This is a genomic window from Janibacter hoylei PVAS-1 (genome assembly GCF_000297495.1).
Lineage (GTDB): Bacteria > Actinomycetota > Actinomycetes > Actinomycetales > Dermatophilaceae > Janibacter > Janibacter hoylei.
The window spans coordinates 142,972-165,596 of record NZ_ALWX01000014.1 but is presented as its reverse complement, the minus strand read 5'-3'; the positions used below and the strand labels follow the sequence as shown (position 1 = coordinate 165,596).

The following is a 22,625-nucleotide window of genomic DNA, read 5'->3' as shown; positions in this document are numbered from 1 at the left end:
CAGCGGCGTCAGTCCTCGGCCCGCACACAGGCCTGTGGAGTGAAGACGGTGGGACAACGGGCGGGTAGCACTGGGGGCGCATGCTGAGCACTCTTGCCTCCCTCGCCGCCCGAGGCCGAGCCACCACACCGAGCTCCCGGTCCCGCCCGTCGTCTACGGTCTCTTCGCGCTCCTGATCTTCGCGATGATGCTGGGCGTCCTCTTCGCCTTCCGCCAGGCGGCGACCAAGATCCCGTCCGCGCACAACACCGTGGCCCACGACGACCACGAGACGGCCGCCGGGGAGCACCACTGAGCAAGCGGCTCGGCGTGATGGGTGGGACCTTCGACCCCATCCACCACGGTCACCTCGTCGCTGCGAGCGAGGCCGCCTCCCGCTTCGGTCTCGACGAGGTCGTCTTCGTGCCGACCGGCGAGCCGTGGCAGAAGGCGGACACGCAGGTCAGCCCCGCCGAGCACCGCTACCTCATGACGGTCGTCGCGACCGCGTCCAACCCGAGCTTCACCGTGAGCCGGGTCGACGTCGAGCGCGACGGGCCGACCTACACCATCGACACGCTGCGCGACCTGCACCGGCTGCGCCCCGATGACGAGCTCTTCTTCATCACCGGCGCCGACGCGCTCGCGCAGATCCTGTCGTGGAAGGACGTCGACGAGCTGTGGGACCTCGCCCACTTCATCGGCGTCACGCGCCCCGGGTACACCCTGAGCGAGTCGGGCCTGCCCGAGGACAAGGTGACCCTCCAGGAGGTGCCGGCCATGGCGATCTCCTCCACCGACTGCCGCCAGCGCGTCAGCGACGGCGAACCGGTCTGGTACCTCGTGCCGGACGGCGTCGTGCAGTACATCAACAAGTACGAGCTCTACACCGACGACCGGGAGTGACCCAGACCGTGGCAGCAACCCAGCAGGCCATCGACCTCGCGACCATCGCCGCACGCGCGGCGGCCGACAAGCACGCGAGCACCATCACCGGGCTCGACGTGTCCGGCCAGATGCCCCTCACCGACATCTTCCTCGTCGTCTCCGCGGACAACGAGCGCCAGGTCCAGGCGATGTCCGAGGCGATCGAGGACACCCTGCGCGAGGAGGCCGGCGTCAAGACGCTGCGCCGCGAGGGCCACGGCCCCGGCCGCTGGGTCCTGCTCGACTTCGGTGACATCGTCGTGCACGCGCAGCACGACGAGGAAAAGGACTTCTACGACCTCGAGCGCCTGTGGCGCGACTGCCCGCACCTCGACCTCGGGGTCGTGGGCTCGCGCCAGGACGAGTCCGGGGCGTGACCGAGACGACCCGACGGCTGTCCGCCGAGGCCGACGCCGGGTCGAAGGGGGAGCCCCGTCGCCTCATCGTGCTCCGGCACGGCCAGACCGGATCCAACCTCAAGGGCATCTGGCAGGGGCAGCTCGACCACGAGCTCACCGACCTCGGGCGGGAGCAGGCGCGGGCCGCGGCGGCGGCCATCGCCTCCCTCCGGCCCACCCGGGTCGTCTCGTCCGACCTCGTGCGGGCCCGGGACACGGCGGAGGAGGTCGCCGCGGCGAGCGGTGGCCTCTCCGTGGCGCTCGACGAGCGTTGGCGCGAGATCCACGCGGGCGGCTGGCAGGGCCTCACAGCCGCGCAGGTGTACTCGCAGTACCCGCAGGACGCCGACAAGCTGATCAGCGGCGAGGACTTCAAGCGCGGCGGCCACGGCGAGTCCCTGGCGGACGTCGCCCGACGCACCCGGAGCGCTCTCGACGAGCTCGTCGCCTCGATGGACCCGGGGGAGTGCGTCGTCATCGCCACCCACGGCGTCACCGGCCGCTCGCTCGTCGCCGAGCTCGTCGGCCTCGACCAGACGACGGCCTGGCGGGTCCTCGGCGGCTTCGGCAACTGCCACTGGGCGAGCCTCGAGGAGGGGCGCGCAGGGTGGCGGATCACCCAGTGGAATGCCTCCGCGGAAGGCCTATGAGCGTAGTGCCGTCGCCGATTTGGTGATGGAGGGGGGCATGTGGGTATGCTTCCGCAGTCCCCTTCACGGGGAACCCACTCGGGGCTGTAGCGCAGTTGGTAGCGCACCTCCATGGCATGGAGGGGGTCAGGGGTTCGAATCCCCTCAGCTCCACCAGTGGTCGACGAAGGCCCGGACCAGTAGGTCCGGGCCTTCGTCGCACCGTCTAGCGTGTGCGCATGCCGCAGGAGAGCAGCCGCCCGGTCGCGGCCGGAGTCGTCACGGCCCTCGTCGGCTTCACCAGCGCCTTCGTCGTCGTCCTGCAGGGCCTGACCGCCGTCGGTGCCACCCCCGCCCAGGCCGCCAGCGGGTTGCTGGCCGTCACGATCCTCATGGGGCTGGGCTCGATCGTGCTGTCCGTGACGACCCGCATGCCGATCACCGTCGCCTGGTCCACACCGGGCGCCGCGCTGCTCGCCTCGAGCGGCGCCGTCGACGGCGGGTGGCCGGCCGCCGTGGGTGCTTTCGTCGTCACCGGCGCGCTCGTCGTCGCCACCGGGCTCGTCCCCGCCCTCGGCGCGCTCATCACCCGGATCCCGGCCTCTGTGGCGCAGGCGATGCTCGCCGGCATCGTGCTGCAGCTGTGCCTCGGTCCGGTGACCGGCATGGCCGCCAACCCGTGGGCGGTCGGGCCCGTCGTGCTCGTGTGGGTCCTCGCGCTGCGCTTCCTGCCCCGGTGGGCCTCACCCCTCGCCTTCGTCGCTGCAGCCGTCGTCATCGTCGTCCACCTCACGTCGATGGGAACGCCCATGGACGCCGCGGCCCTCGTGCCGCGACTGGAGCTGACCGCGCCCGCCTTCACCATCGGGGGACTGGTGGGCATCGCCCTCCCGCTCTACCTCGTGACGATGGCCTCGCAGAATGTCCCGGGCATGGCGGTGATGCGCGGCTTCGGCTACGAGGTGCCGTGGCAGCGCTCGATGCTCGTCACCGGTGTCGGCACGATCGTCGGCGCACCGGCAGGCGGTCACGGCATCAACCTCGCGGCGATCAGTGCTGCTCTCGCGGCCGGTCCGGAGGCCGGGGAGGACACCTCGCGTCGCTGGATCGCCAGCGTGACCTCTGGCGTGCTCCTCGTCCCGATCGGCATCGCCTCCGCGGCCTTCGCCACCCTTGTCTCCCTGGCCCCCGAGGGTGTCGTCCCGGCCGTCGCCGGGCTGGCTCTCGTGGGGACGCTCGCGGTCTCGCTCAGGGCAGCCCTCGCCGAGCCCGCGGACCACGTCCCGGCTGTCACCACCTTCGTCATGGCCGCCTCGGGGATTGCCATCGCCGGCATCAGCGCCGCCTTCTGGGCCATCGTCGCGGGCCTGGTCGTCAGGGGTGTCTTGCGCTCGCACCGCGCGCGTGCATGATGAGGGGGTGAGCACCGTCCACACGATCGGTCACTCGACCCGCCCCATCGACGAGTTCATCGCGCGGCTGCGCGGGCTCGGCATCACGCGTGTCGTGGACATCCGCACCGTGCCCAAGTCGCGGCACAACCCGCAGTACTGGCACGACGCGCTCGAGGCGTCCCTGGCGCAGGCGGGTCTCGGCTACACGTACGTCAAGGAGCTGGGCGGACTGCGCAAGCGCCGACCGGACTCGGTCAACACGCAGTGGCGCAACGCATCCTTCCAGGGCTACGCCGACCACATGGGCACCGAGGAGTTCGAGCGGGGTCTGACCCGGCTGCTGGAGATCGCCGAGGAGGAGTCGCCGGTCATCATGTGTGCCGAGGCAGTGCCGTGGCGCTGCCACCGCTCGCTCGTCGGTGACGCGCTGCTCGTGCGGGGCGTCACCGTCCTGGACATCATCGGGGACGGCGCGCCCAAGGAGCACACGCTGACCTCCTTCGCCGTCGTCGACGGCACCCGTCTGACCTACCCGGGCACCGCCGACGAAGGAGTGAGCCTCGACGAGGAGTGAGGCTCAGCGGGCCTGCGAGTGGTACTCGTGGTTGGGGACCATGCCCAGAGCGCTCGAGACGCGGTTGGTCATGTTGAACATCCCGATCACCTGGACCGCCTCGAGGATCTCGTGGTCGTCCAGACAGGCCTCGCGCATCGGCTCCAGGTCGGCGGCCTCGGGGACACGGAGGAAGGAGATCGCACGCTGTTGTTGACCCATGACGGCAACGTACCGGCTCCGTGAGGGTGCACGATGGGAGGGCACATCCCCCGTCGAAGGAGTCGTCGTGGAATCGCTGTCGTTGACCGAGCTGGCGCAGGAGCACCTGGGCAAGGCGCGAGAGGGGTCCGCGGGGCGCAGCGCCGTGACGGTCCACGGGCACCATGACTTCGTGCTGCGCCAGACGCTCATCGCCCTGCTGCAGGACAAGGCCCTCGCCGAGCACGACAGTCCGCGGGAGGCGACGCTGCAGGTCCTGCAGGGTCGGGTGCGGCTGACCGCCGGGGAGGAGACCTGGGAGGGCGGCGCGGGCGAGCTGCTCATCATCCCGCCAGCCCGTCACGACCTGCTGGCACTGGAGGACGCCGTCGTGCTGCTGAGCGTCGGCACCGGGGCGTGACTCCTGCTCGCACGCTCGTCGCCCTCGGCGCGCTGGGTGTCGTCCTCGGTGGACTCGTCGCGGCCGTCACCGGGCCGATGGACTGGGCGAAGGGGAGCTGGGCTGCGGCCTATCTCGTACTCGTCGTCGGTGTGGCCCAGTACGTCATGGGTCGGTTGCGAGCGGTCGACGCCACGAGTGACCGGGTCGGTTGGGTGCAGGTGGCCGGGTGGAACCTCGGCAGCCTCCTGGTCATCGGCGGCACCCTCGTCACGACTCCGCTGCTCGTCGACCTCGGGTCGGTGCTGCTCGTCGTCGCCCTGGTCCTCGCACTGCGAGCACGAGTCGCACGAGTGCCGGCAGCGGCCGCGCTGGCCTACCGCGCGATGCTGCTGGTGCTCGCTGTGAGCATCCCCGTCGGCATCGTGCTGTCCCACCTGCGCAGCTGAGCGACGCGCGGCAGACCGTCAGCGGATCCCGAAGAGCCGAGCAGCATTGTCGTGCAACGCCTTGCGCTCCCAGTCCTCGCCCAGGCCAAGCCGGCGGACCGCGTCCACCGCGTGCTCGTAAGGGTAGGGGATGTTGGGGAAGTCGCTGCCGAAGAGCACCCGGTCGCCGAGCGCGACGAGGTCGTCCATGCGCTCGCGGGGGAAGGGTGACGTGGCCTGGGTGAAGTCCGTGAAGGCCATCGTCGTGTCGAGGTGCACATCGGGGTGCTCGGCGCAGATGTCGAGGAAGTCGCCGTAGTCGGGCATGCCCATGTGGGCGATGACGAGCACGAGACCCGGGTGGCGCTGCAGCAGGTCCCGGACGGACTCCGGCCCCGTGAAGCGGCCGGGTGCCGGGCCGTTGCCCGCGTGCATGACGATCGGGGTGCGGCTGCGCTCCAGCACCGGCCACACGTCGTCCAGGAGCGGGTCGGCCAGCGAGTAGTCACCGACCTGCACGTGCGCCTTGAAGATCCGCGCACCCGCCTCGATCGCGGCCGCCGTGTAGTCCGCGGCACCGGGCTCGGGGTAGAAGGTCGCGGAGTGCAGGACGTCGTCGTGCTTGGCTGCGAACTCGCTCGACCAGTCGTTGAGCCACTGCGCCATCGCGGGGCGGTGGGCGTAGTTCAGCGAGGTGAAGGCGCGCACACCCAGCGCCCGCAGGGCAGCCAGGCGGCCCCCTTCGTCCTCGCGGTAGGTGATCGGCCACGGCCGCCCGATGAGGGGCCCGGCCGAGTCGAAGTAGGCCCACACCTTGTCCAGCACCCGCTGGGGCATGAAGTGGGTGTGGATGTCGATGATCTCCGGGAGATCGGGCGCGCTCATGGCCACACCCTAGGCACTAGGTTGCGGGCATGGAGCTGAGGGGACGACGCGGGTGGTGGGCCCTGGGGGCGTCGTGGCGCTCGCCGTTATCGCGGTCGGGGCACCCAACGTCTGGGTCGCGCGCAGCGCGTCGGGGCAGGTCCACGGGCTCGCCGACGCACCCGACCGCTCGGTGGCGATAGTCCTCGGTGCCGGGCTGACCGAGGAGGGCCGGCCCACCCCCTTCCTCGAGGATCGGCTGGACATCGCTCGTCGGTTGTACGAGCAGGGCAGCGTCGACGCGATCCTCGTCAGCGGCGACAACCGGACGCACTCCTATGACGAGCCGACCGCCATGCGCGACCACCTCGTCGAGGCGGGTGTCCCGACCGACCGGGTCGTCATGGACTTCGCCGGGCGCGACACCTACGACACCTGCGTGCGGGCCAAGCGGATCTTCGAGGTCCCCGACGCGATCATCGTCTCGCAGAGCTACCACGTGCCCCGCGCGGTCGCGGTCTGCAACGCCATCGGCCTGGACACGGTCGGGGTGGGGGACGACCGCGCGCGCCGCTTCGCCGGCCCCTACCGCGCGGGCGAGCAGCGCGAGTACCTCGCCAACGTCAAGGCGGCGCTCGACGTGCTCAGCCGTCGCGACCCCGTCCTCGGGGACGTGGAGCCCGGCATCACCGATGCGCTGGCACAGGCCCGGACGGACGACAAGTAGTCTGAAGCCCGATCGTCAACCCCGGGAGAAGCACCACAGATGAGCGAGACGCCCTACCGCTACACCGCGGAGATGGCCGGCCGGATCGAGACCGGCTGGCAGGACCGCTGGGAGGAGCTCGGCACCTTCCGCGCCCCCAACCCCGCCGGTCCGTGGGCCGAGCCGGAGCGGGTGCAGCAGCACGAGGGCCACCAGCTGATCCTCGACATGTTCCCCTACCCCTCGGGGGCGGGTCTGCACGTCGGTCACCCCTTGGGGTACATCGCCACCGACGTCTACGCGCGCTACCAGCGGATGCTCGGCAAGAACGTGCTGCACTGCCTCGGCTACGACGCCTTCGGCCTGCCCGCCGAGCAGTTCGCCGTCCAGACCGGTCAGCACCCGCGGGTGACCACCGAGGCCAACATGGACACGATGCGCCGCCAGCTGCGTCGCCTCGGCCTGGGGCACGACGACCGGCGCGCCTTCGCGACGATCGACCCGGACTACTACCGCTGGACGCAGTGGATCTTCCTGCAGATCTTCAACGCCTGGTACGACGAGGACGCCGTGCGGCCCGACGGGGGCCGTGGCCGGGCCCGGCCCATCGCGGAGCTCGTCGAGGCCTTCGCCTCCGGTGAGCGGCCCCTGCCGGAGGGGGAGACCCGCACCTGGGCGGACCTGTCGCCCAAGGAGCGGTCCGACGTCCTCGACGGCTACCGCCTGGCCTACTCGGCGGAGGCCCCGGTCAACTGGGCCCCGGGCCTGGGCTCGGTCGTGGCCAACGAGGAGGTCACCTCCGACGGCCGGTCCGAGCGGGGCAACTTCCCCGTCTTCCGCACCAACCTGCGCCAGTGGATGATGCGGATCACCGCCTACGCCGACCGCCTCGCCGACGACCTCGACCGGGTCGAGTGGCCGGACAAGGTCAAGGCGATGCAGCGCAACTGGATCGGCCGCAGCGAGGGCGCCCAGGTGATCTTCACCGCGACCGGCACCGACGGCGCCGAGCACCCCATCGAGGTCTTCACGACCCGCCCGGACACCCTCTTCGGCGCGACCTTCATGGTGCTCGCCCCGGAGCACCCCCTCGTCGACGCGCTCGTGCCGGAGGGCGGCTGGCCCGAGGGCACGCTGGACGCGTGGACGGGTGGGGCGGACACCCCCTTCGCCGCGGTGTCGGCCTACCGCGAGGAGGCCCGGCGCAAGAGCGACGTCGAGCGGCAGATCGAGACCAAGGACAAGACGGGCGTCTTCACCGGCGGGTGGGCGACCAACCCGGTGAGCGGTGCCCGCATCCCCGTCTTCGTCGCCGACTACGTCCTCATGGGGTACGGCACCGGCGCGATCATGGCCGTGCCGTCGGGTGACCAGCGCGACTTCGACTACGCGACCGCCTTCGGTCTCGACATCATCCCGACCGTGGCCGCTCCCGAGGGGCACGAGGGTGCCTGGAGCGGCGACGGCGAGATCATCAACTCCGTGAGCGACTCCATCTCGCTCGATGGTCTGACCGTCGCCGAGGGCAAGGCCGCGATCACCACCTGGCTCGAGGAGCACGGAGTCGGTCGCGGCACCGTCAACTACAAGCTGCGCGACTGGCTCTTCTCCCGTCAGCGCTACTGGGGCGAGCCCTTCCCGATCGTCTTCGACGACGACGGCGTCGCGCACGCCGTCCCCGAGTCGATGCTGCCCGTCGAGCTGCCCGAGGTCGACGACTACAGCCCGCGGACCTTCGACCCGGACGACGCGAGCAGCCAGCCCGAGCCGCCCCTGGGTCGGGCCACGGAGTGGGTGGAGGTCGAGCTCGACCTCGGCGACGGCCCGCGTCGCTACCGCCGTGAGACCAACACGATGCCCAACTGGGCCGGCTCCTGCTGGTACTACCTGCGCTACCTCGACCCGGCCAACGACGAGGCGCTCGTCGACCCGGCCAACGAGGCCTACTGGGTCGGGCCGCGCGAGACGCCGGTGCCCGGCGCGCCAGCCGGCACCCGCGACCCGGGTGGCGTCGACCTGTACATCGGCGGGGTCGAGCACGCGGTGCTGCACCTGCTCTACGCCCGCTTCTGGCACAAGATCCTCTTCGACCTCGGTCACGTGAGCAGCGAGGAGCCCTTCCGCCGGTACTTCTCGCAGGGCTACATTCAGGCGCACGCCTACCGCGACGACCGCGGGCAGCCGGTGCCGGCGGCCGAGGTCGTCGAGGACGCGAGCGCGCCGACGGGATTCACTTGGCAGGGCCAGCCGGTCACCCAGGAGTACGGCAAGATCGGCAAGTCGCTGAAAAACGCGGTGAGTCCGGACGAGATGTACGAGCAGTATGGTGCCGACACCTTCCGCGTCTACGAGATGTCGCTCGGCCCGCTCGAGCAGTCCAAGCCGTGGGAGACCCGGGCCGTCGTCGGCAGCCAGCGCTTCCTGCAGCGGCTGTGGCGCAATGTCGTCGACGAGGAGACCGGCGAGGTCCGCGTCACCGACGGTGCGCTCGACGCGCAGACCGAGCGACTGCTCCACCAGACGATCGCAGCGGTCGGCGCCGACTACGCGTCGCTGGGCTTCAACACCGCCATCGCGCGGCTCATCGAGCTCAACAACGCGCTGACCAAGCTGGGGGAGGTGCCGCGTGCCGCCGTCGAGCCGCTCGTGCTCATGGTGGCGCCCATCGCGCCGCACCTCGCCGAGGAGCTGTGGTCGCGGCTGGGTCACGAGCACTCGCTGAGCGCGGAGCCCTTCCCCGTCGCCGACGAGAGCAAGATGGTCGAGGCGAGCGTCACCTGCGTCATCCAGATCAAGGGCAAGGTCCGCGACCGCGTCGAGGTGCCGAGCGACATCGGTGAGGACGAGCTGCGCGAGCTGGCCCTGGACCGCGACAAGATCAAGGCGGCGACCGAGGGCGGCATCCGCACGGTCATCGTCCGGGCGCCCAAGCTCGTCAACGTCGTCCCGGCCTGAGGGTTCGCGCAGGTGAGCGACGCTACCCTCGGCGGGTGAGCACCGCCGTCGTCACCGACTCGACCACCTCGCTGAGCCCGCAGCTGCGCAGCGAGCACGGGATCACCGCCGTGCCCCTGCGCGTGGTCGTCAACGGCCGCGACCGCGCCGAGGACGATGCCGACATCGACTGGGTCGTCGACGGGCTGCGGCGCAAGGCCGACATCAGCACCTCACGTCCCTCGCCCCTCACCTTCCTGCGGGCCTACGAGCAGGCGGCGAAGGGGGGGAGCTGACGCGATCGTCTCGGTGCACCTGAGCTCCTCCCTGTCGGGGACCGTCGACTCGGCCCGCTCGGCGGCGCTGGAGTCCCCGGTGCCGGTCCACGTCGTCGACTCGCGCACCATCGGCATGGCGGTCGGGCTGGCCGCGATCTCGGCGAGCCGCGATGCGGCCGCTGGCCGTGACGTGGCGGAGATCGTCGAGCGGCTGGAGCGACGGGTCGGCGCCTCGTCGGTGCGCCTGCTCGTGCACAGCCTCGACCGGCTGCGTCGTGGTGGCCGGATCGGGGGCGCCCAGGCGCTGCTCGGGTCGGCGCTGGCGGTCAAGCCGGTGCTCCACGTCGTCGACGGGCAGGTCGAGCCCCTCGAGCGGGTGCGCACCGCCGGTCGTGCGATCGCCCGGCTGCAGGCGCTGACCGAGGAGGCCTGCCGCGACCTGCCGGACTGGGCCGACGGGGTCGAGGTCGCGGTCCAGCACATCGACGGCGACGAGCGGGCCGCCGCACTGGGGAGTGCGCTGGCAGCCACCGTTGACGGTCACGTCGAGACGACGACGCTCAGCGCCGTCGTGGCCGCCCACGTGGGTCTGGGGACCATCGGCGTCGCCGTCGTGCCCCGCTGCCGCGACTGAGCCGACTGAGCCGACTGAGCAGAGCGGGGCGGGCCCGCTGGTGCACAGGTCCGGGCTGGGTCGGGCGCTCGTCCACACCGTCGCACTGACCCGGGTCGGCACGGCCCGACCTGCCTAGCGTCGCAGGCATGAGTCGTGCCAGTGAACCCTCCGCCCGGGTGGCCGAGATCCTCGAGGAGGACCGGCCACGTCGACCGCTCGAGCTGCCACCAACCCTCGCGACGGGGCGCTACGTCGTGGGGCGTCAGGCGGTGCTCGGGGTGGCCCTCGTCGTCGCGCTCGCCGTGGCGATGCTCGGCGGTCGATATCTGCTGGCGCGGGGCGACGCACAGCCGCAGGCCGTGGCTCCGCAGCCGGCGGCGACGTCGGGGACCGGGGACGTCGGAGCGGAGGGCGAGGACGTCGGGGGCCTCGGCCGGCGGCTCTCCCTTCGCCTCGGGTGGCGCCACCTCCCCAGGTGCCGTGTCAGGGGTGGGGAGCCCGTCGAGCGCGGAGGTCACCGTGCACGTCGTCGGGCAGGTGGAGCGACCGGGTGTGGTGACGCTGCCGGCGGGCTCGCGTGTGGGCGCAGCGCTCGACGAGGCCGGTGGCACCACCTCGCGCGCCGACCTCACGGGGGTCAACCTCGCGCGACCGCTCGTCGACGGCGAGCAGGTCGTCGTGCCCCGCCCGGGGGAGACCGTGACGGCGGCCCCGGGAGCACCCGACGCGTCGGGGGCTCCAGCGGGCGCACCCGGGGCAGGTGGTGGCGCAGCCCCGGGCACGGGCGGCCTCGTTGACCTCAACACCGCCGACCTGGCGACGCTCGAGACCCTGCCGGGCGTGGGACCGGTGCTCGCCCAGCGGATCCTCGACTGGCGCACCGAGCACGGACGCTTCACGGCGGTCGAGGAGCTCGGTGAGGTGAGCGGCATCGGCGACAAGATCTACGCGCAGCTCTCGCCCAAGGTCACGGTGTGAGTGGGGCGGCAGGGCAGCCCGAGACCGCGCAGCGGCCCCCGCCGGCCCTCGACCTGCGCCTGCTCGTGCCCTGCCTGAGTGCCTGGGCGCTCGGAGCCTGGGCGCTCTCGTGGCCGGGCTCGACCCGGGTCGTGGGGGCGGGTCTGGCCGCCGGGCTCGTCGGCCTGCTGTGGCTCGGGGGAGTGCGCTACCGGGGGCGGCACGCGGCACCCTCCTGGCGCCGGGACGGGCCGGCCGTGCTCGGACTGACCTGTGTCGCCAGCGTGCTCGTGCTCGGTGCCTCCGCGGCGCACGAGGCCACCCGCCACGTCGGCCCGATCGACGACCTCATCGCGGAGCGGGCGATGGTCCGGGCCCAGGGGGTCGTGCTCACCGAGCCGATCGTGCGGGCCGGGCTGCCCTCCGGTGACGAAGGGAGCGCCGCCGCGCCCCGCGTGCTGCTGCGGGTGCGGCTGGAGTCGGTCACCGCGCGAGGAGTGACGACCCGGGTCCGCGCACCGGTCTTCGTCAGGGCGCAGCAGCCGTGGGACGAGGTCGGGTGGCACGATCGCATCGAGCTCACCGGGCGGTTGGCGCCGGCGGAGCCGCAGGACCCCGAGGTGGCCCTGCTCAGCCCGCGTGGGCCGCCGCAGCCGGTGGGGGAACGCTCGCCGGTGCGGGCCGCGGCGGAGCACCTGAGGACGGGGATGCGCGAGGCGATGGAGCCGCTGCCCGCCGACGCCCGAGGCCTGCTGCCGGCTCTCGTCATCGGGGACACCTCCATGACCCCGCAGGACCTCACCGACGACATGCTGCTCGTCGGCATGAGCCACCTCTCCGCGGTGAGCGGGTCCAACGTGGCCGTCGTCCTCGCCGCTCTCATCGGCGCCGCCCGGGTGAGTGGGCTGCCGCGACGGTGGCGGCCCTGGCTCGCGGCGGCGGGCCTGGCCTTCTTCGTCGTCCTCGCCCGACCCGAGCCGAGTGTCATCCGCGCCGCGACGATGGGGGCGATCGGCCTCCTCGGCATGAGCATCACTCGGCGCGGAGCCGGCACACCTGCCCTGTGCACCGCCGTCCTGGCGCTCCTCGCCTACGACCCCTGGCTGGCGCGCTCCTACGGCTTCGTGCTCTCCTCGCTCGCCACGCTCGGGCTGCTGCTGCTCGTGCGGCCGTGGTCGGATGCGATCAACGCGCGTCTGCCCAGACGCCTGCACCTGATCGGCCCTGCCGTCGCCATCCCGGTCGCCGCGCAGCTCGTGTGCGGGCCGGTCGTCGTCCTCCTGCAGGGCGACGTCAGCCTCATCGCCGTCGTCGCCAACCTGGCAGCGGCTCCCTTCGTCGCCCCGGCCACGGTCCTCGGCGTCAGCGCCGCCCTCGTCGCCGTCGTGAGCACCTCCCTGGCGAGCCTCGTCGGGTGGTGCGGCGCGCCCTTCGCCCTGGCGATCGCGTGGACGGCCCGGCTGGCCGCCGACGTACCCGGGGGAGCGCTGCCGTGGCCCGACGGGCCACCGGGCGCGGTGCTGCTCACCGTCGTCACCGCCGTGCTCGTGCTGAGTGCGCCCTGGCTGGTGCAGCGGGCCCGGGGGAGTCCGCTCGTCGCGATCGCCCTCGCCGTCGTGCTCGCGATCGGTGCCCTGCCGACGCGGGTGTGGACGTGGCCGCCCGACGGGTGGCGGCTCGTCGCCTGCGACGTCGGGCAGGGTGACGGCCTCGTCCTCGCCTCCGGGCCCGGACGGGCCGTCCTCGTCGACGTCGGGCCGCAGGACGGTGGCATCGACGGGTGCCTGCGACGCCTGCAGGTGCGCACGCTGGACGCCGTGGTGCTCACGCACTTCCACGACGATCACGTCGGGGACCTCGAGGCCGCGATCGGTGACCGGCCGGTCGGGCGGGTGCTCGTCACCCCCGTCGAGGACCCCGCGTGGGCTGTGCGGCAGGTGCGACGGATCGCGACCGAGCACGGTGCGCCCGTCCAGCCGCTCGTCGCCGGCGACCGTCTCGTCATCGGTGACGTCACCGCGTCGGTGTGGTGGCCGGCGCGGGTCGTGCCCGGGGGCTCGGCAGCCAACAACGCGAGCATCGTGCTGCACGTGCGCGTTGGCGAGACCGACGGGGCGGGCGACACCGAAGGGTCGGGTGGCCTGAGCGCTCTCCTCCTCGGTGACATCGAGCGCGAGGCGGGCCACGCGATCCTCCTCGCGCTACGACGCGACCCGGCGCTGGCCGCGGCGGCCGACGACCTCGACGTCGTCAAGATGCCGCACCACGGGTCGAGCAACCTCGACGAGGACCTCATGGACGCCGTCGTCGCGCCGACCGCTGTCATCAGCGTCGGCGCGGACAACACCTACGGGCACCCGACCCCCACCGCGCTGCAGTGGGCTGCGCGCCACGGCACCCGCGTCGTGCGCACCGACGAGCACGGCGACATCGCGGTCCTCGACGCTGGGGCTGTCGTGACGAGCCGTCGATGACGGCGGGCGCACGCGTCCGTCCGCGGGATGGCCCTCGGTCAGCTGACGACGGAGACGTCGACCGCCTGGGCCGAGACCGTGAGGGCCTCGAGCGTCGCGGCGACGGCGGGCACCTTGAGCAGGTCGTCGGTCGTCACGACGTGGATGCGGCGGCGGCTCTGCGGGTCGAGCGGGCGGATGCTCACGTCGGGGTTGGACGTCGCTGCCCGGATGAGGTCGGGGATGAGGGCCACCCCGAGACCGGCGGCGACGAAGCCCTGGACCGCGACGTAGTCCTCGGTCTCGAAGGCGACCTTGGGGGCGAAGCCGGCATCGTGGGCGATCGTCAGCAGGTGGCCGCGGCAGCGGGCGCACCCGGCGATCCACTCCTCGTCCGTCAGGTCGGTCATCGAGACCGTCTCCTTGGCGGCGAGCGGGTGGTCGCGGGGGAGCGCGACGCGCACCTCCTCGTCGAGGAGCGGATGGACGACGAAGCCCTCGAGGTCCTCCCCGCGACCCAGGTCGCTGCCGTCGTAGCTGAAGGCCACCGCGAGATCGACGTCGCCGGCACGCAGGGCGGCAAGCGACTCGGGCGGCTCGGCCTCGGTGAACTGCACGGACAGGTCCGGGTGGGCGGCCCGCACGGCGGCGAGGGCCCGGGGCACGAGGGTCACGGACGAGGACGGGAAGGCCATGAGGCGCACCCGTCCGGAGCGCAGACCGGCGATCGCGGCGACCTCTTCCTCGGCGGCGTCGAGCGCGGCGAGCACCGGCGCGGCGTGGCGGGCGAGGACGGCGCCGGCCTCGGTGAGCCGCACGGAGCGGCCGACCTTTTCGACGAGGACGGTCCCGGTGCGTTGCTCCAGACGCTTGACCATCTGGGAGACGGCGGGCTGGGAGTACCCGAGCGCGAGCGCGGCAGCGGTGAAGCTGCCCTCCTCGGCGATGGCCCGCATCACGCGCAGCCCTGCGGCGTCGATCATGGGGCCCATCGTAGGTCGGCCCGGAGCGGCCGCCCATACTGGTCGGGTGATCGACGCCATCGCGGCGGCTCTGTCCGTCGGCCCCGCCCTCGTGCTGACGGGCGCGGGCATGTCGACGGACTCGGGGATACCCGACTACCGGGGACCGGACGGCACCCGACGAGTGACCCCGATGCACTACGGGGAGTTCGTCGGCAGCAGCCAAGCGCGCCAGCGGTACTGGGCGCGCAGCTACGTCGGGTGGCGCCGATTTCACGCCGCGCGGCCCAACGCGGCGCACCACCTCGTCACGCGGTTGCAGGATCTCGGTGCGGTCGGCCCGGTCATCACGCAAAACGTCGACGGTCTCCACCAAGCAGCCGGGACGCGAGACGTGGTCGAGCTGCACGGCAGCCTCGTCGAGGTCGTCTGCCTCACCTGCGAGGCGCGCGAGGACCGGCGCACTCTCGATGCGCGGATGTCCCGGGACAACCCCGGCTTCGACGTCGACAGCGACGAGATCAGGCCCGATGGTGACGTGCGCCTGGAGAGCGTCGACGTCGAACGCTTCGTCGCACCGCGCTGCCTTGTGTGCGGGGACGACACGCTGAAGCCGGACGTCGTCTTCTTCGGTGGGTCCGTGGCCAAGCCGCTGGTCCAGCACTGCTACGACCTCGTCGACGCGGCGCCGAGCCTGCTCGTGCTCGGCAGCTCGCTGCAGGTGATGTCGGGCCTGCGCTTCGTGCGTCACGCGGCGAAGCGGGGGATTCCCGTCTTGCTCATCACCCGGGGCCCCACCCGCGGCGACGACCTCGTCGACCACCGGGTGGATGGCGAGCTCGCGCCGTCGCTCCGGCACCTGGTCGGCGCCGTCGAGGACCTCGCGGTCAGAGGCGGCGCAGCACGGCGGTGACCTTGCCGAGGATCGTCGCGTGGTTGCCGTCGATCGGGTCGAAGGCCGGGTTGTGGGGGAGCAGCCAGACGTTGCCGTCGGTCCGCTTGAAGGTCTTGACGGTCGCCTCGTTGTCGAGCATGGCCGCGACGATGTCGCCGTTGTCTGCATTGGGCTGCTGGCGCACGACGACCCAGTCGCCGTCGCAGATGGCCGCGTCGATCATCGAGTCGCCGACGACCTTGAGCAGGAAGAGCGAGCCTTCGCCGACGATCTGCTTGGGCAGCGGGAAGACGTCGTCGACGACCTCCTCCGCGGTGATCGGCACACCGGCGGCGATCTGACCGAGCACGGGCACGTAGCTCGCCTCGGGGCGCTCGTCGCCGGAGCCGGTCGGGTCGACGACCTCGTCGTGGGTGCTCGCGCCGCCGCGCATGCCGTCGGTGAGGTCGGTGACCTCGGCCGTGACCGCGGGGGTGGAGTCGTCGGGGGAGATGACCTCGATGGCGCGGGGCCGGTTGGGGTCGCGACGCAGGTAGCCCTTGCGCTCGAGGGAGGAGAGCTGGTGGGCCACCGAGCTCGGGCTCGTCAGGCCGACGAGCTCGCCGATCTCGCGCAGGCTCGGCGGGTAGCCCCGGCTGGCGACGGCATTGCGGATCACCTCGAGCACCTTGCGCTGCCGGGCGGTCAGCCCGTCGCCGGTGTCCCGCTCGGGCAACTGGTGGATGTTGTCCTTGCCCTTGCCGCTCATGGTCTCGACCCCTTCGTCCGTGTCCGGTCCCGAGCTCGCGGCCTTCCGTTGTCGGTGGTCGCTGGTCAACTTCTCGGTGAGATCGACCCTAGGCCGATCGAACAAGCATTTCAAACACGTGTTCGAGCGTGTTGTTGATTTTCTTCGAACACCCGTGCTAGACATCGTACAGACGTTCTATCGAACACCGGTTCGACGGAATCGCCACGAGGAGGACCGCATGACTGCTCTCACTGCCACCCCGATTTGCATCGACGCGCCGGCACGCACGCGCCACCTCATCTCCGTGCCGACCGGTGACGCCGTCGTCGAGCGCCCGGCCTCGCGCACCCGCCTGACCCGTCGCGGCCGCCTGGTGATCACCCTGACGACGGTCGCCGTGGCGAGCGTCGCGGGCGCGAGCCTCGCCTTCGGTGGCACGCCAGCGGCGACGCAGGAGGTCACCGTCGAGCCGGGGCAGACGCTCAGCGAGATCGCCACGACCGAGCTCGCCGGTCTCCCCACCGCGGAGGCGGTGACTCGCATCCAGGTCGCCAACAACCTCTCGACCACGCACGTCCACGCCGGGCAGACCCTGACGATCCCGGGGCACTGACCCCCTTCGTCACCACCATCCCCCGAGCCACTCGACCCGGCCCGGGTAGGCCATCGGCCGTCTCCACGCACCGTGGGGGCGGCCGATGTGCCGTTCATCGACTGTTTTTCCGGGGGACTTGCGTCACGTCCGCCGGAGGCGTCTAATGGTCACTACATCTAGTGGTTACACGGTTGTCATTCGTCCACATATAGTGCACAGGCGGAGACCGTTTCTCCACAGGCGAGCGGGGTTCGTCCCCAGTTTCGTCCACCGCACCATCCACAAGCAGCACCACATCGCACGTCCAGCGAAGGGAGATCACCGTGCACTGCCCGTTCTGCCGGCACACCGACTCCCGGGTCATCGACAGCCGGACGACCGATGACGGCAGCGCCATCCGGCGTCGTCGCCAGTGCCCGGAGTGCAGCCGCCGCTTCACGACCCTCGAGAGCGCCAGCCTCACGGTGACGAAGCGGTCCGGTGCCGCCGAGCCCTTCAGCCGGGCCAAGGTGCTCGCCGGCGTCCGCAAGGCCTGCCAGGGCCGACCGGTCACCGAGGACCAGCTCGCCCTCCTGGCCCAGCGGGTCGAGGAGAGCATCCGCTCCCAGGGCAGCGCGGAGATCGACGCCCACGAGGTGGGCATGGCGATCCTGCCGCCGCTGCGTGATCTCGACGAGGTGGCGTACCTGCGCTTCGCCTCCGTCTACCAGTCCTTCGACTCGCTCGAGGACTTCGAGTCGGCGATCGCCACGCTCCGCGAGGAGCACGCCGCCGTCACCACCCCCTAGACCCCCGGGGCCGGCACGCCGTTGGGCTGTCGGTACCCGGTGACACCTTTGAAGAACGACCGCAGCACAGCTGAAGCAGACCGCCACCACACGGACCGAGGAGAGAGCAGCATGACCGAGACCGCCGGCAAGTCCAGCGCCCGTCGCGGGTCCCGCACCAAGGGCCTGACGATCACCCGCATCCACACCACGGAGGGTGTCCACCCCTACGACGAGGTCGTGTGGGAGAAGCGCGACGTCGTCCAGCAGAACTGGAAGACCGGCGAGACGATCTTCGAGCAGCGCGGCGTCGAGTTCCCCGACTTCTGGTCGGTCAACGCCTCCACGATCGTCACGACGAAGTACTTCCGTGGTGCGGTCGGTTCGCCGCAGCGCGAGTCGGGTCTCAAGCAGCTCATCGACCGGGTCGTCCTCACCTACGTCAAGGCGGGCAAGGAGCACGGCTACTTCGCGACGGACGCTGACGCCGAGATCTTCGAGCACGAGCTGACCTACGCGCTGCTGCACCAGATCTTCAGCTTCAACTCGCCCGTGTGGTTCAACGTCGGCACGCTGAGCCCGCAGCAGGTCAGCGCCTGCTTCATCCTCTCGGTCGATGACTCGATGGACTCGATCCTCAACTGGTACAAGGAGGAGGGCTTCATCTTCAAGGGCGGCTCCGGCGCCGGTCTGAACCTCTCCCGCATCCGCTCCTCCAAGGAGCTGCTCTCCTCCGGTGGCACCGCCTCCGGCCCGGTCTCCTTCATGCGCGGTGCCGACGCCTCCGCGGGCACCATCAAGTCCGGTGGCGCGACGCGCCGCGCGGCGAAGATGGTCGTCCTGGACGTCGACCACCCGGACATCGAGGAGTTCGTCGAGACCAAGGCGCGCGAGGAGGACAAGATCCGCGCGCTGCGTGACGCCGGCTTCGACATGGACCTCGGTGGCGCCGACATCACCTCGGTGCAGTACCAGAACGCCAACAACTCCGTGCGCGTGACGGACGAGTTCATGCGCGCGGTCGACGAGGGCACCGACTTCGGCCTGACCTCCCGCAAGGACGGTTCGGTCATCGAGACCGTCGACGCCCGTGAGCTCATGGGCAAGATCGCCAAGGCCGCGTGGGAGTGCGCCGACCCGGGCATCCAGTACGACGGCACGATCAACGACTGGCACACCAACCCCGAGACCGGCCGCATCACCGCCTCCAACCCGTGCAGCGAGTACATGTCCCTGGACAACTCCTCCTGCAACCTGGCCTCGCTCAACCTGCTGAAGTTCCTGGGGGACGACGACACCTTCGACGCCGCGCGCTTCCAGGCGGTCGCCGAGCTGGTCATCACCGCGATGGACATCTCGATCTGCTTCGCGGACTTCCCGACGGAGTCGATCGGCCAGACCACCCGCGACTACCGCCAGCTGGGCATCGGCTACGCCAACCTCGGCGCGCTGCTCATGGCGACCGGTCACGGCTACGACTCCGACGGTGGCCGGGCGCTCGCCGCGGCGATCACCTCGCTGCTCACGGGTGCGTCCTACAAGCGTTCGGCGGAGCTGGCCGGCATCGTCGGCTCGTACAACGGCTACGCCCGCAACGCGGACGCCCACAAGCGCGTCATGCGCAAGCACCAGGCGGCCAACGACCAGATCCGCACGATGCACACGATGGACAAGGACATCCACGCCTACGCCACCAAGGCGTGGGACGCGGTCGTCAAGACCGGTGAGAAGAACGGCTACCGCAACGCCCAGGCGTCGGTGCTCGCCCCCACCGGGACCATCGGCTTCATGATGGACTGCGACACCACCGGCATCGAGCCGGACTTCTCGCTCGTGAAGTTCAAGAAGCTCGTCGGTGGCGGCTCGATGCAGATCGTCAACCTGACGATCCCGCGCGCGCTGAAGAAGCTCGGCTACGCCGAGGAGACCATCGAGGCGATCGTCGAGTACATCGCCGACAAGGGTCACGTCATCGACGCCCCGGGCCTGAAGCCGGAGCACTACGAGATCTTCGACACCGCCATGGGCGCGCGGGCCATCGCCCCGATGGGCCACGTGCGGATGATGGCTGCGGTGCAGCCCTTCCTCTCCGGTGCGATCTCCAAGACGGTCAACCTGCCCGAGAGCGCCACGGTCGAGGAGATCGAGGACGTCTACATGCAGGGCTGGAAGCTCGGCCTCAAGGCGCTCGCGGTCTACCGCGACAACTGCAAGGTCGGCCAGCCGCTGTCCGACGGTGGGTCCACCGCCAAGGACGCCAAGGCTGGTGCCGAGGCCGCTGCTGCCGAGACGGAGAAGGTCGTCGAGTACCGCCCGCTGCGTCGCCGCCTGCCCAAGCGCCGCACCTCGCAGACGACGAGCTTCGCCGTCGGTGGGGCCGAGGGTTACCTGACCGCCGGCACCTACGAGGACGGCGAGCTCGGCGAGATCTTCCTGAAGTTCGGCAAGCAGGGCTCGACCTTGGCCGGTCTGATGGACGCCTTCTCCATCGCGATCTCGATCGCCCTGCAGCACGGTGTGCCGCTGGAGACCTACGTCGAGAAGTTCACCAACCTGCGCTTCGAGCCGGCCGGCATGACGGACGACCCGGACGTGCGGATGGCGCAGTCGATCATGGACTACGTCTTCCGTCGCTTGGCGCTGGACTACCTGGACTTCGACACGCGGTCGTTCATGGGCATCCACACTGCCGAGGAGCGTGCGCGTCAGCTCGAGACCGGCTCGTACGAGGCCACCACCTCGGACGACGACGAGAGCTACGACGACGACAGCTACTCGCAGGGCGTGCCCACCACCGAGGCGAAGGAGGCCAAGGCTTCGCCGGCCAAGGACGAGGAGGCCGACGTCACCGTCCAGTCCGGTGCCGGCGCCGCCTCGGCCCGCGAGGTCGACGCCACGGTCCACTCCTCGGCCGAGCTGCTCGAGAAGTTCCAGGGCAAGACCGCCGACGCCCCGATGTGCATGACCTGCGGCACCAAGATGCGTCCCGCCGGCTCCTGCTACGTCTGCGAGGGCTGCGGCTCGACCAGCGGCTGCAGCTGATCTGCAGTAGTTGACGAAGGGGGGCCAACCGGCGAGTCCGGTTGGCCCCCTTCGGCGTGCCCGAGCTGGCAAGCTCGGACCCATGGGCTGAGACCTGCACTTCGAGCGTGAGTTTCGGTCAGCCGCGATGGGGTGGCTCGACCGTGCGACGTCGGCAGAGCGCGACTGGCTTCGCTCTGAGGCACTGCGGGAGTTCCAGTTCGAGGGAGTCAGAATTCCGTTGCTTGACGCTCAGCGCGGGATCCGGAAGCCGGCCGACGCGCAAGCGGCCCTGTCGATACGCACGGTCTACCGCGCCGAGGGGGCCCATCGGCCCTACGAGGATGCGGTTGGGGCGGACGGTCGCCTCCGTTACAAATGGCGAGGCACAGACGCCCTGCACCCGGAGAACAGGGCGCTACGGGCCGCCATGAATGCCTCGTTGCCTCTGATCTGGTTCTTCGGGGTTGGGCCGGGAGACTACAAGCCCATCTACCCCGTCTACATCGAGGCCGAAGAGCCGGCTCAGCACCAGTTCGTCGTAGCCATCGACGAGAGCCAGCGGGAGTCCTTGTCCGAGGTGGACGAGCACGTACGACGATACATCCGGGCCGAGCGCAACCAGAGGGTTCACCAACGGGTCTTCAGGTCAACGGTGATGCGGGCTTACGAGACCCGGTGCGCGGTGTGCGCACTCAGGCATGGCGACCTGTTGGACGCTGCGCACATCGTCGAGGACGGTCACGAGCTCGGAGTTGCCTCTGTGCGAAACGGGCTCGCGCTGTGCAAGATTCACCATGCCGCCTTCGACTCCGGCATTTTGGGCATCCGCCCAGACCACGTCGTCCAGATCCGGCGTGATTTGCTCGAGGAAATCGACGGACCGATGCTTCAGCACGGACTGAAGGAGCGACACAACGAGCAGCTCATGGTGCTTCCTGCTCGGCGGGCTGAGCACCCCGACCCGTTGCTGCTCGAGATCGCGTATGAGTCCTTCCGTGTCTCCTAGCTGACCTGCTGGCGGAGGGTCTCTATGGTGCTCTCACAGGGCAGGAGGGTGCGTGGCTGAGTCGGGCGACTGGACGGACGAGGAGAACGGAATCCTCGTCAGCGCGTACTTCGACATGCTCCGTTCAGAGCTTCAGGACGAGAGGTTCGTCAAGGCGCAGGTGAACCGCCAGCTCCAAGACGTCATGGATCGCGGTCGAGGATCGATCGAGTACAAGTTCATGAATGTCAGCGCGGTCCTGCGAGAGATGAGCTTCCCCTTCGTCAACGGGTACAAGCCCTACCCCAACATCCAGGCTTCTCTGCGGGATGCAGTCCGGGAGGAGATCTTGCGTCGGCCGGAGCTCACGAACCTCGCCTTCGACAAGATCACCCGCGCCATGCCGGACGTGAGCGGATCGGCTGCCTGGGTCGAAGGGGAGGCTCCCTCCCTCGGCCTGGATGTCTTCAGAGCTGGGCCGGGGCAACACGTGGGTTGATGGGACTTCGTGGAGCTGGAGGCGATGAATCGTGCGTTGGGTGCTGCCGGTGAACGAGCGGTCCTGGAGCGGGAACGGCAGCTGCTCACCCGGATGGGCGAGCACACCCTGGCGGCGCGGGTCGAGCACGTCAGCCAGACCGTCGGTGACGGCCTCGGGTTCGACATCCGGTCCTTCGAGCCCAGCGGGGCTGACAAGCTGATCGAGGTCAAGACGACGACCCAGGGAGTGCATTGGCCGATGGTCATCACCCGCAACGAGGTCGACGTGAGCGTCTCAGAGGCGGAGTCCTACCACCTCTACCGACTCCACGACTTCCGGCCGGAGTCGGTGCGCTTCTACTCCCTTCGTGGGGACCTGCGTGCGAGCTGCGACCTACGACCGGAGTCCTACCGGGCCCTGCCGTCGCGGAACGAGGTCAAGGGGCAAGTGCCGCCCACGGCCTAGCCCG

The 22,625-nt window shown here is 70.7% G+C and carries 24 protein-coding genes and 1 tRNA gene; 21 read left to right on the top strand and 4 right to left on the bottom strand.

What is annotated here, in order from left to right:
- Positions 1-309 precede the first annotated feature (309 nt).
- The 6 genes from nadD to B277_RS03970 all read left to right on the top strand — a co-directional run bounded on the left by nadD (position 310) and on the right by B277_RS03970 (position 3,901).
- Entirely contained in the window at positions 310-885 is a 576-nt protein-coding gene (gene nadD, locus B277_RS03995) for a nicotinate-nucleotide adenylyltransferase (protein ID WP_259909008.1), read from the top strand.
- Positions 882-1,283 carry a ribosome silencing factor gene (rsfS, locus tag B277_RS03990; RefSeq protein WP_007925417.1) on the top strand — a complete coding sequence of 134 codons (402 nt, stop codon included), beginning with the start codon at positions 882-884 and terminating at the stop codon, positions 1,281-1,283. The genes nadD and rsfS overlap by 4 nt, the downstream gene beginning before the upstream one ends.
- The gene (locus B277_RS03985; RefSeq protein WP_007925416.1) at positions 1,280-1,954 is read left to right on the top strand and encodes a histidine phosphatase family protein; all 675 of its coding nucleotides are present in this window, start codon (positions 1,280-1,282) and stop codon (positions 1,952-1,954) included. The genes rsfS and B277_RS03985 overlap by 4 nt, the downstream gene beginning before the upstream one ends.
- Before the next feature lie 80 nt (positions 1,955-2,034).
- A tRNA-Ala gene (locus B277_RS03980) sits at positions 2,035-2,110 on the top strand.
- 62 nt (positions 2,111-2,172) lie between these two features.
- Entirely contained in the window at positions 2,173-3,345 is a 1,173-nt protein-coding gene (locus B277_RS03975; protein ID WP_040880759.1) for a benzoate/H(+) symporter BenE family transporter, read from the top strand.
- A 7-nt stretch (positions 3,346-3,352) separates the two neighbouring features.
- Positions 3,353-3,901 (top strand): DUF488 domain-containing protein, encoded by a 549-nt coding sequence (locus tag B277_RS03970; RefSeq protein WP_007925414.1) that lies wholly within the window; start codon positions 3,353-3,355, stop codon positions 3,899-3,901.
- A 3-nt stretch (positions 3,902-3,904) separates the two neighbouring features.
- Here the strand turns inward: B277_RS03970 and B277_RS18115 are convergent, their stop codons facing one another.
- A complete protein-coding gene (locus B277_RS18115) occupies positions 3,905-4,102 on the bottom strand; it encodes a carboxymuconolactone decarboxylase family protein (RefSeq protein WP_007925413.1) in 198 nt (65 codons plus the stop codon).
- Positions 4,103-4,169: 67 nt separating this feature from the next.
- On the opposite strand from B277_RS18115, the gene B277_RS03960 reads away from it, so the two are divergent.
- Positions 4,170-4,502 (top strand): cupin domain-containing protein, encoded by a 333-nt coding sequence (locus B277_RS03960; protein WP_040880718.1) that lies wholly within the window; start codon positions 4,170-4,172, stop codon positions 4,500-4,502.
- Positions 4,499-4,930 (top strand): hypothetical protein, encoded by a 432-nt coding sequence (locus B277_RS03955; protein WP_007925411.1) that lies wholly within the window; start codon positions 4,499-4,501, stop codon positions 4,928-4,930. The genes B277_RS03960 and B277_RS03955 overlap by 4 nt, the downstream gene beginning before the upstream one ends.
- Before the next feature lie 18 nt (positions 4,931-4,948).
- On the opposite strand, the gene B277_RS03950 is transcribed toward B277_RS03955, so the two are convergent.
- Entirely contained in the window at positions 4,949-5,794 is an 846-nt protein-coding gene (locus B277_RS03950; RefSeq protein WP_007925410.1) for an amidohydrolase family protein, read from the bottom strand.
- Positions 5,795-5,867: 73 nt separating this feature from the next.
- Between B277_RS03950 and B277_RS03945 the strand changes: the two genes are divergently transcribed.
- The 6 genes from B277_RS03945 (at position 5,868) to B277_RS03925 (ending at position 13,738) form a co-directional block, all read left to right on the top strand.
- The gene (locus tag B277_RS03945; protein ID WP_128276835.1) at positions 5,868-6,500 is read left to right on the top strand and encodes a SanA/YdcF family protein; all 633 of its coding nucleotides are present in this window, start codon (positions 5,868-5,870) and stop codon (positions 6,498-6,500) included.
- A gap of 39 nt (positions 6,501-6,539) precedes the next feature.
- Entirely contained in the window at positions 6,540-9,434 is a 2,895-nt protein-coding gene (gene leuS / locus B277_RS03940; protein ID WP_007925408.1) for a leucine--tRNA ligase, read from the top strand.
- Positions 9,435-9,469: 35 nt separating this feature from the next.
- Positions 9,470-9,709, top strand: a complete 240-nt coding sequence (locus B277_RS15760; RefSeq protein ID WP_051987843.1) for a DegV family protein — start codon at positions 9,470-9,472, stop codon at positions 9,707-9,709.
- Positions 9,710-9,722: 13 nt separating this feature from the next.
- On the top strand, positions 9,723-10,325 hold the full coding sequence (locus B277_RS03935) for a DegV family protein (RefSeq protein ID WP_051987841.1): 603 nt from the start codon (positions 9,723-9,725) through the stop codon (positions 10,323-10,325).
- Between the two features lie 471 nt (positions 10,326-10,796).
- Positions 10,797-11,285 carry a ComEA family DNA-binding protein gene (locus B277_RS18290; RefSeq protein WP_007925406.1) on the top strand — a complete coding sequence of 163 codons (489 nt, stop codon included), beginning with the start codon at positions 10,797-10,799 and terminating at the stop codon, positions 11,283-11,285.
- Positions 11,282-13,738 (top strand): ComEC/Rec2 family competence protein, encoded by a 2,457-nt coding sequence (locus B277_RS03925; protein WP_007925404.1) that lies wholly within the window; start codon positions 11,282-11,284, stop codon positions 13,736-13,738. The genes B277_RS18290 and B277_RS03925 overlap by 4 nt, the downstream gene beginning before the upstream one ends.
- 38 nt (positions 13,739-13,776) lie before the next feature.
- On the opposite strand, the gene B277_RS03920 is transcribed toward B277_RS03925, so the two are convergent.
- Entirely contained in the window at positions 13,777-14,700 is a 924-nt protein-coding gene (locus B277_RS03920) for a LysR family transcriptional regulator (RefSeq protein ID WP_007925402.1), read from the bottom strand.
- A gap of 46 nt (positions 14,701-14,746) precedes the next feature.
- Between B277_RS03920 and B277_RS03915 the strand changes: the two genes are divergently transcribed.
- Positions 14,747-15,592, top strand: coding sequence for an NAD-dependent protein deacetylase (locus B277_RS03915; RefSeq protein WP_007925401.1), 846 nt, complete (start codon positions 14,747-14,749; stop codon positions 15,590-15,592).
- Here B277_RS03915 and lexA read toward each other — a convergent pair.
- Positions 15,567-16,322, bottom strand: coding sequence for a transcriptional repressor LexA (gene lexA / locus B277_RS03910; protein ID WP_007925400.1), 756 nt, complete (start codon positions 16,320-16,322; stop codon positions 15,567-15,569). The genes B277_RS03915 and lexA overlap by 26 nt on opposite strands.
- 220 nt (positions 16,323-16,542) lie before the next feature.
- Between lexA and B277_RS03905 the strand changes: the two genes are divergently transcribed.
- From B277_RS03905 to B277_RS15750, 6 genes are all read left to right on the top strand, one after another.
- Complete coding sequence (locus B277_RS03905; RefSeq protein ID WP_007925399.1) at positions 16,543-16,917, top strand: LysM peptidoglycan-binding domain-containing protein; 375 nt, start codon at positions 16,543-16,545, stop codon at positions 16,915-16,917.
- Positions 16,918-17,222: 305 nt separating this feature from the next.
- Complete coding sequence (gene nrdR, locus B277_RS03900; protein WP_007925398.1) at positions 17,223-17,687, top strand: transcriptional regulator NrdR; 465 nt, start codon at positions 17,223-17,225, stop codon at positions 17,685-17,687.
- A gap of 111 nt (positions 17,688-17,798) precedes the next feature.
- Complete coding sequence (locus B277_RS03895) at positions 17,799-20,708, top strand: vitamin B12-dependent ribonucleotide reductase (protein WP_007925395.1); 2,910 nt, start codon at positions 17,799-17,801, stop codon at positions 20,706-20,708.
- Between the two features lie 127 nt (positions 20,709-20,835).
- On the top strand, positions 20,836-21,696 hold the full coding sequence (locus B277_RS03890) for an HNH endonuclease (RefSeq protein ID WP_007925394.1): 861 nt from the start codon (positions 20,836-20,838) through the stop codon (positions 21,694-21,696).
- Between the two features lie 52 nt (positions 21,697-21,748).
- Positions 21,749-22,174, top strand: a complete 426-nt coding sequence (locus B277_RS15755) for a hypothetical protein (RefSeq protein WP_007925393.1) — start codon at positions 21,749-21,751, stop codon at positions 22,172-22,174.
- A 24-nt stretch (positions 22,175-22,198) separates the two neighbouring features.
- Positions 22,199-22,621 (top strand): protein NO VEIN domain-containing protein, encoded by a 423-nt coding sequence (locus tag B277_RS15750; RefSeq protein ID WP_128276839.1) that lies wholly within the window; start codon positions 22,199-22,201, stop codon positions 22,619-22,621.
- Positions 22,622-22,625: the final 4 nt, after the last annotated feature.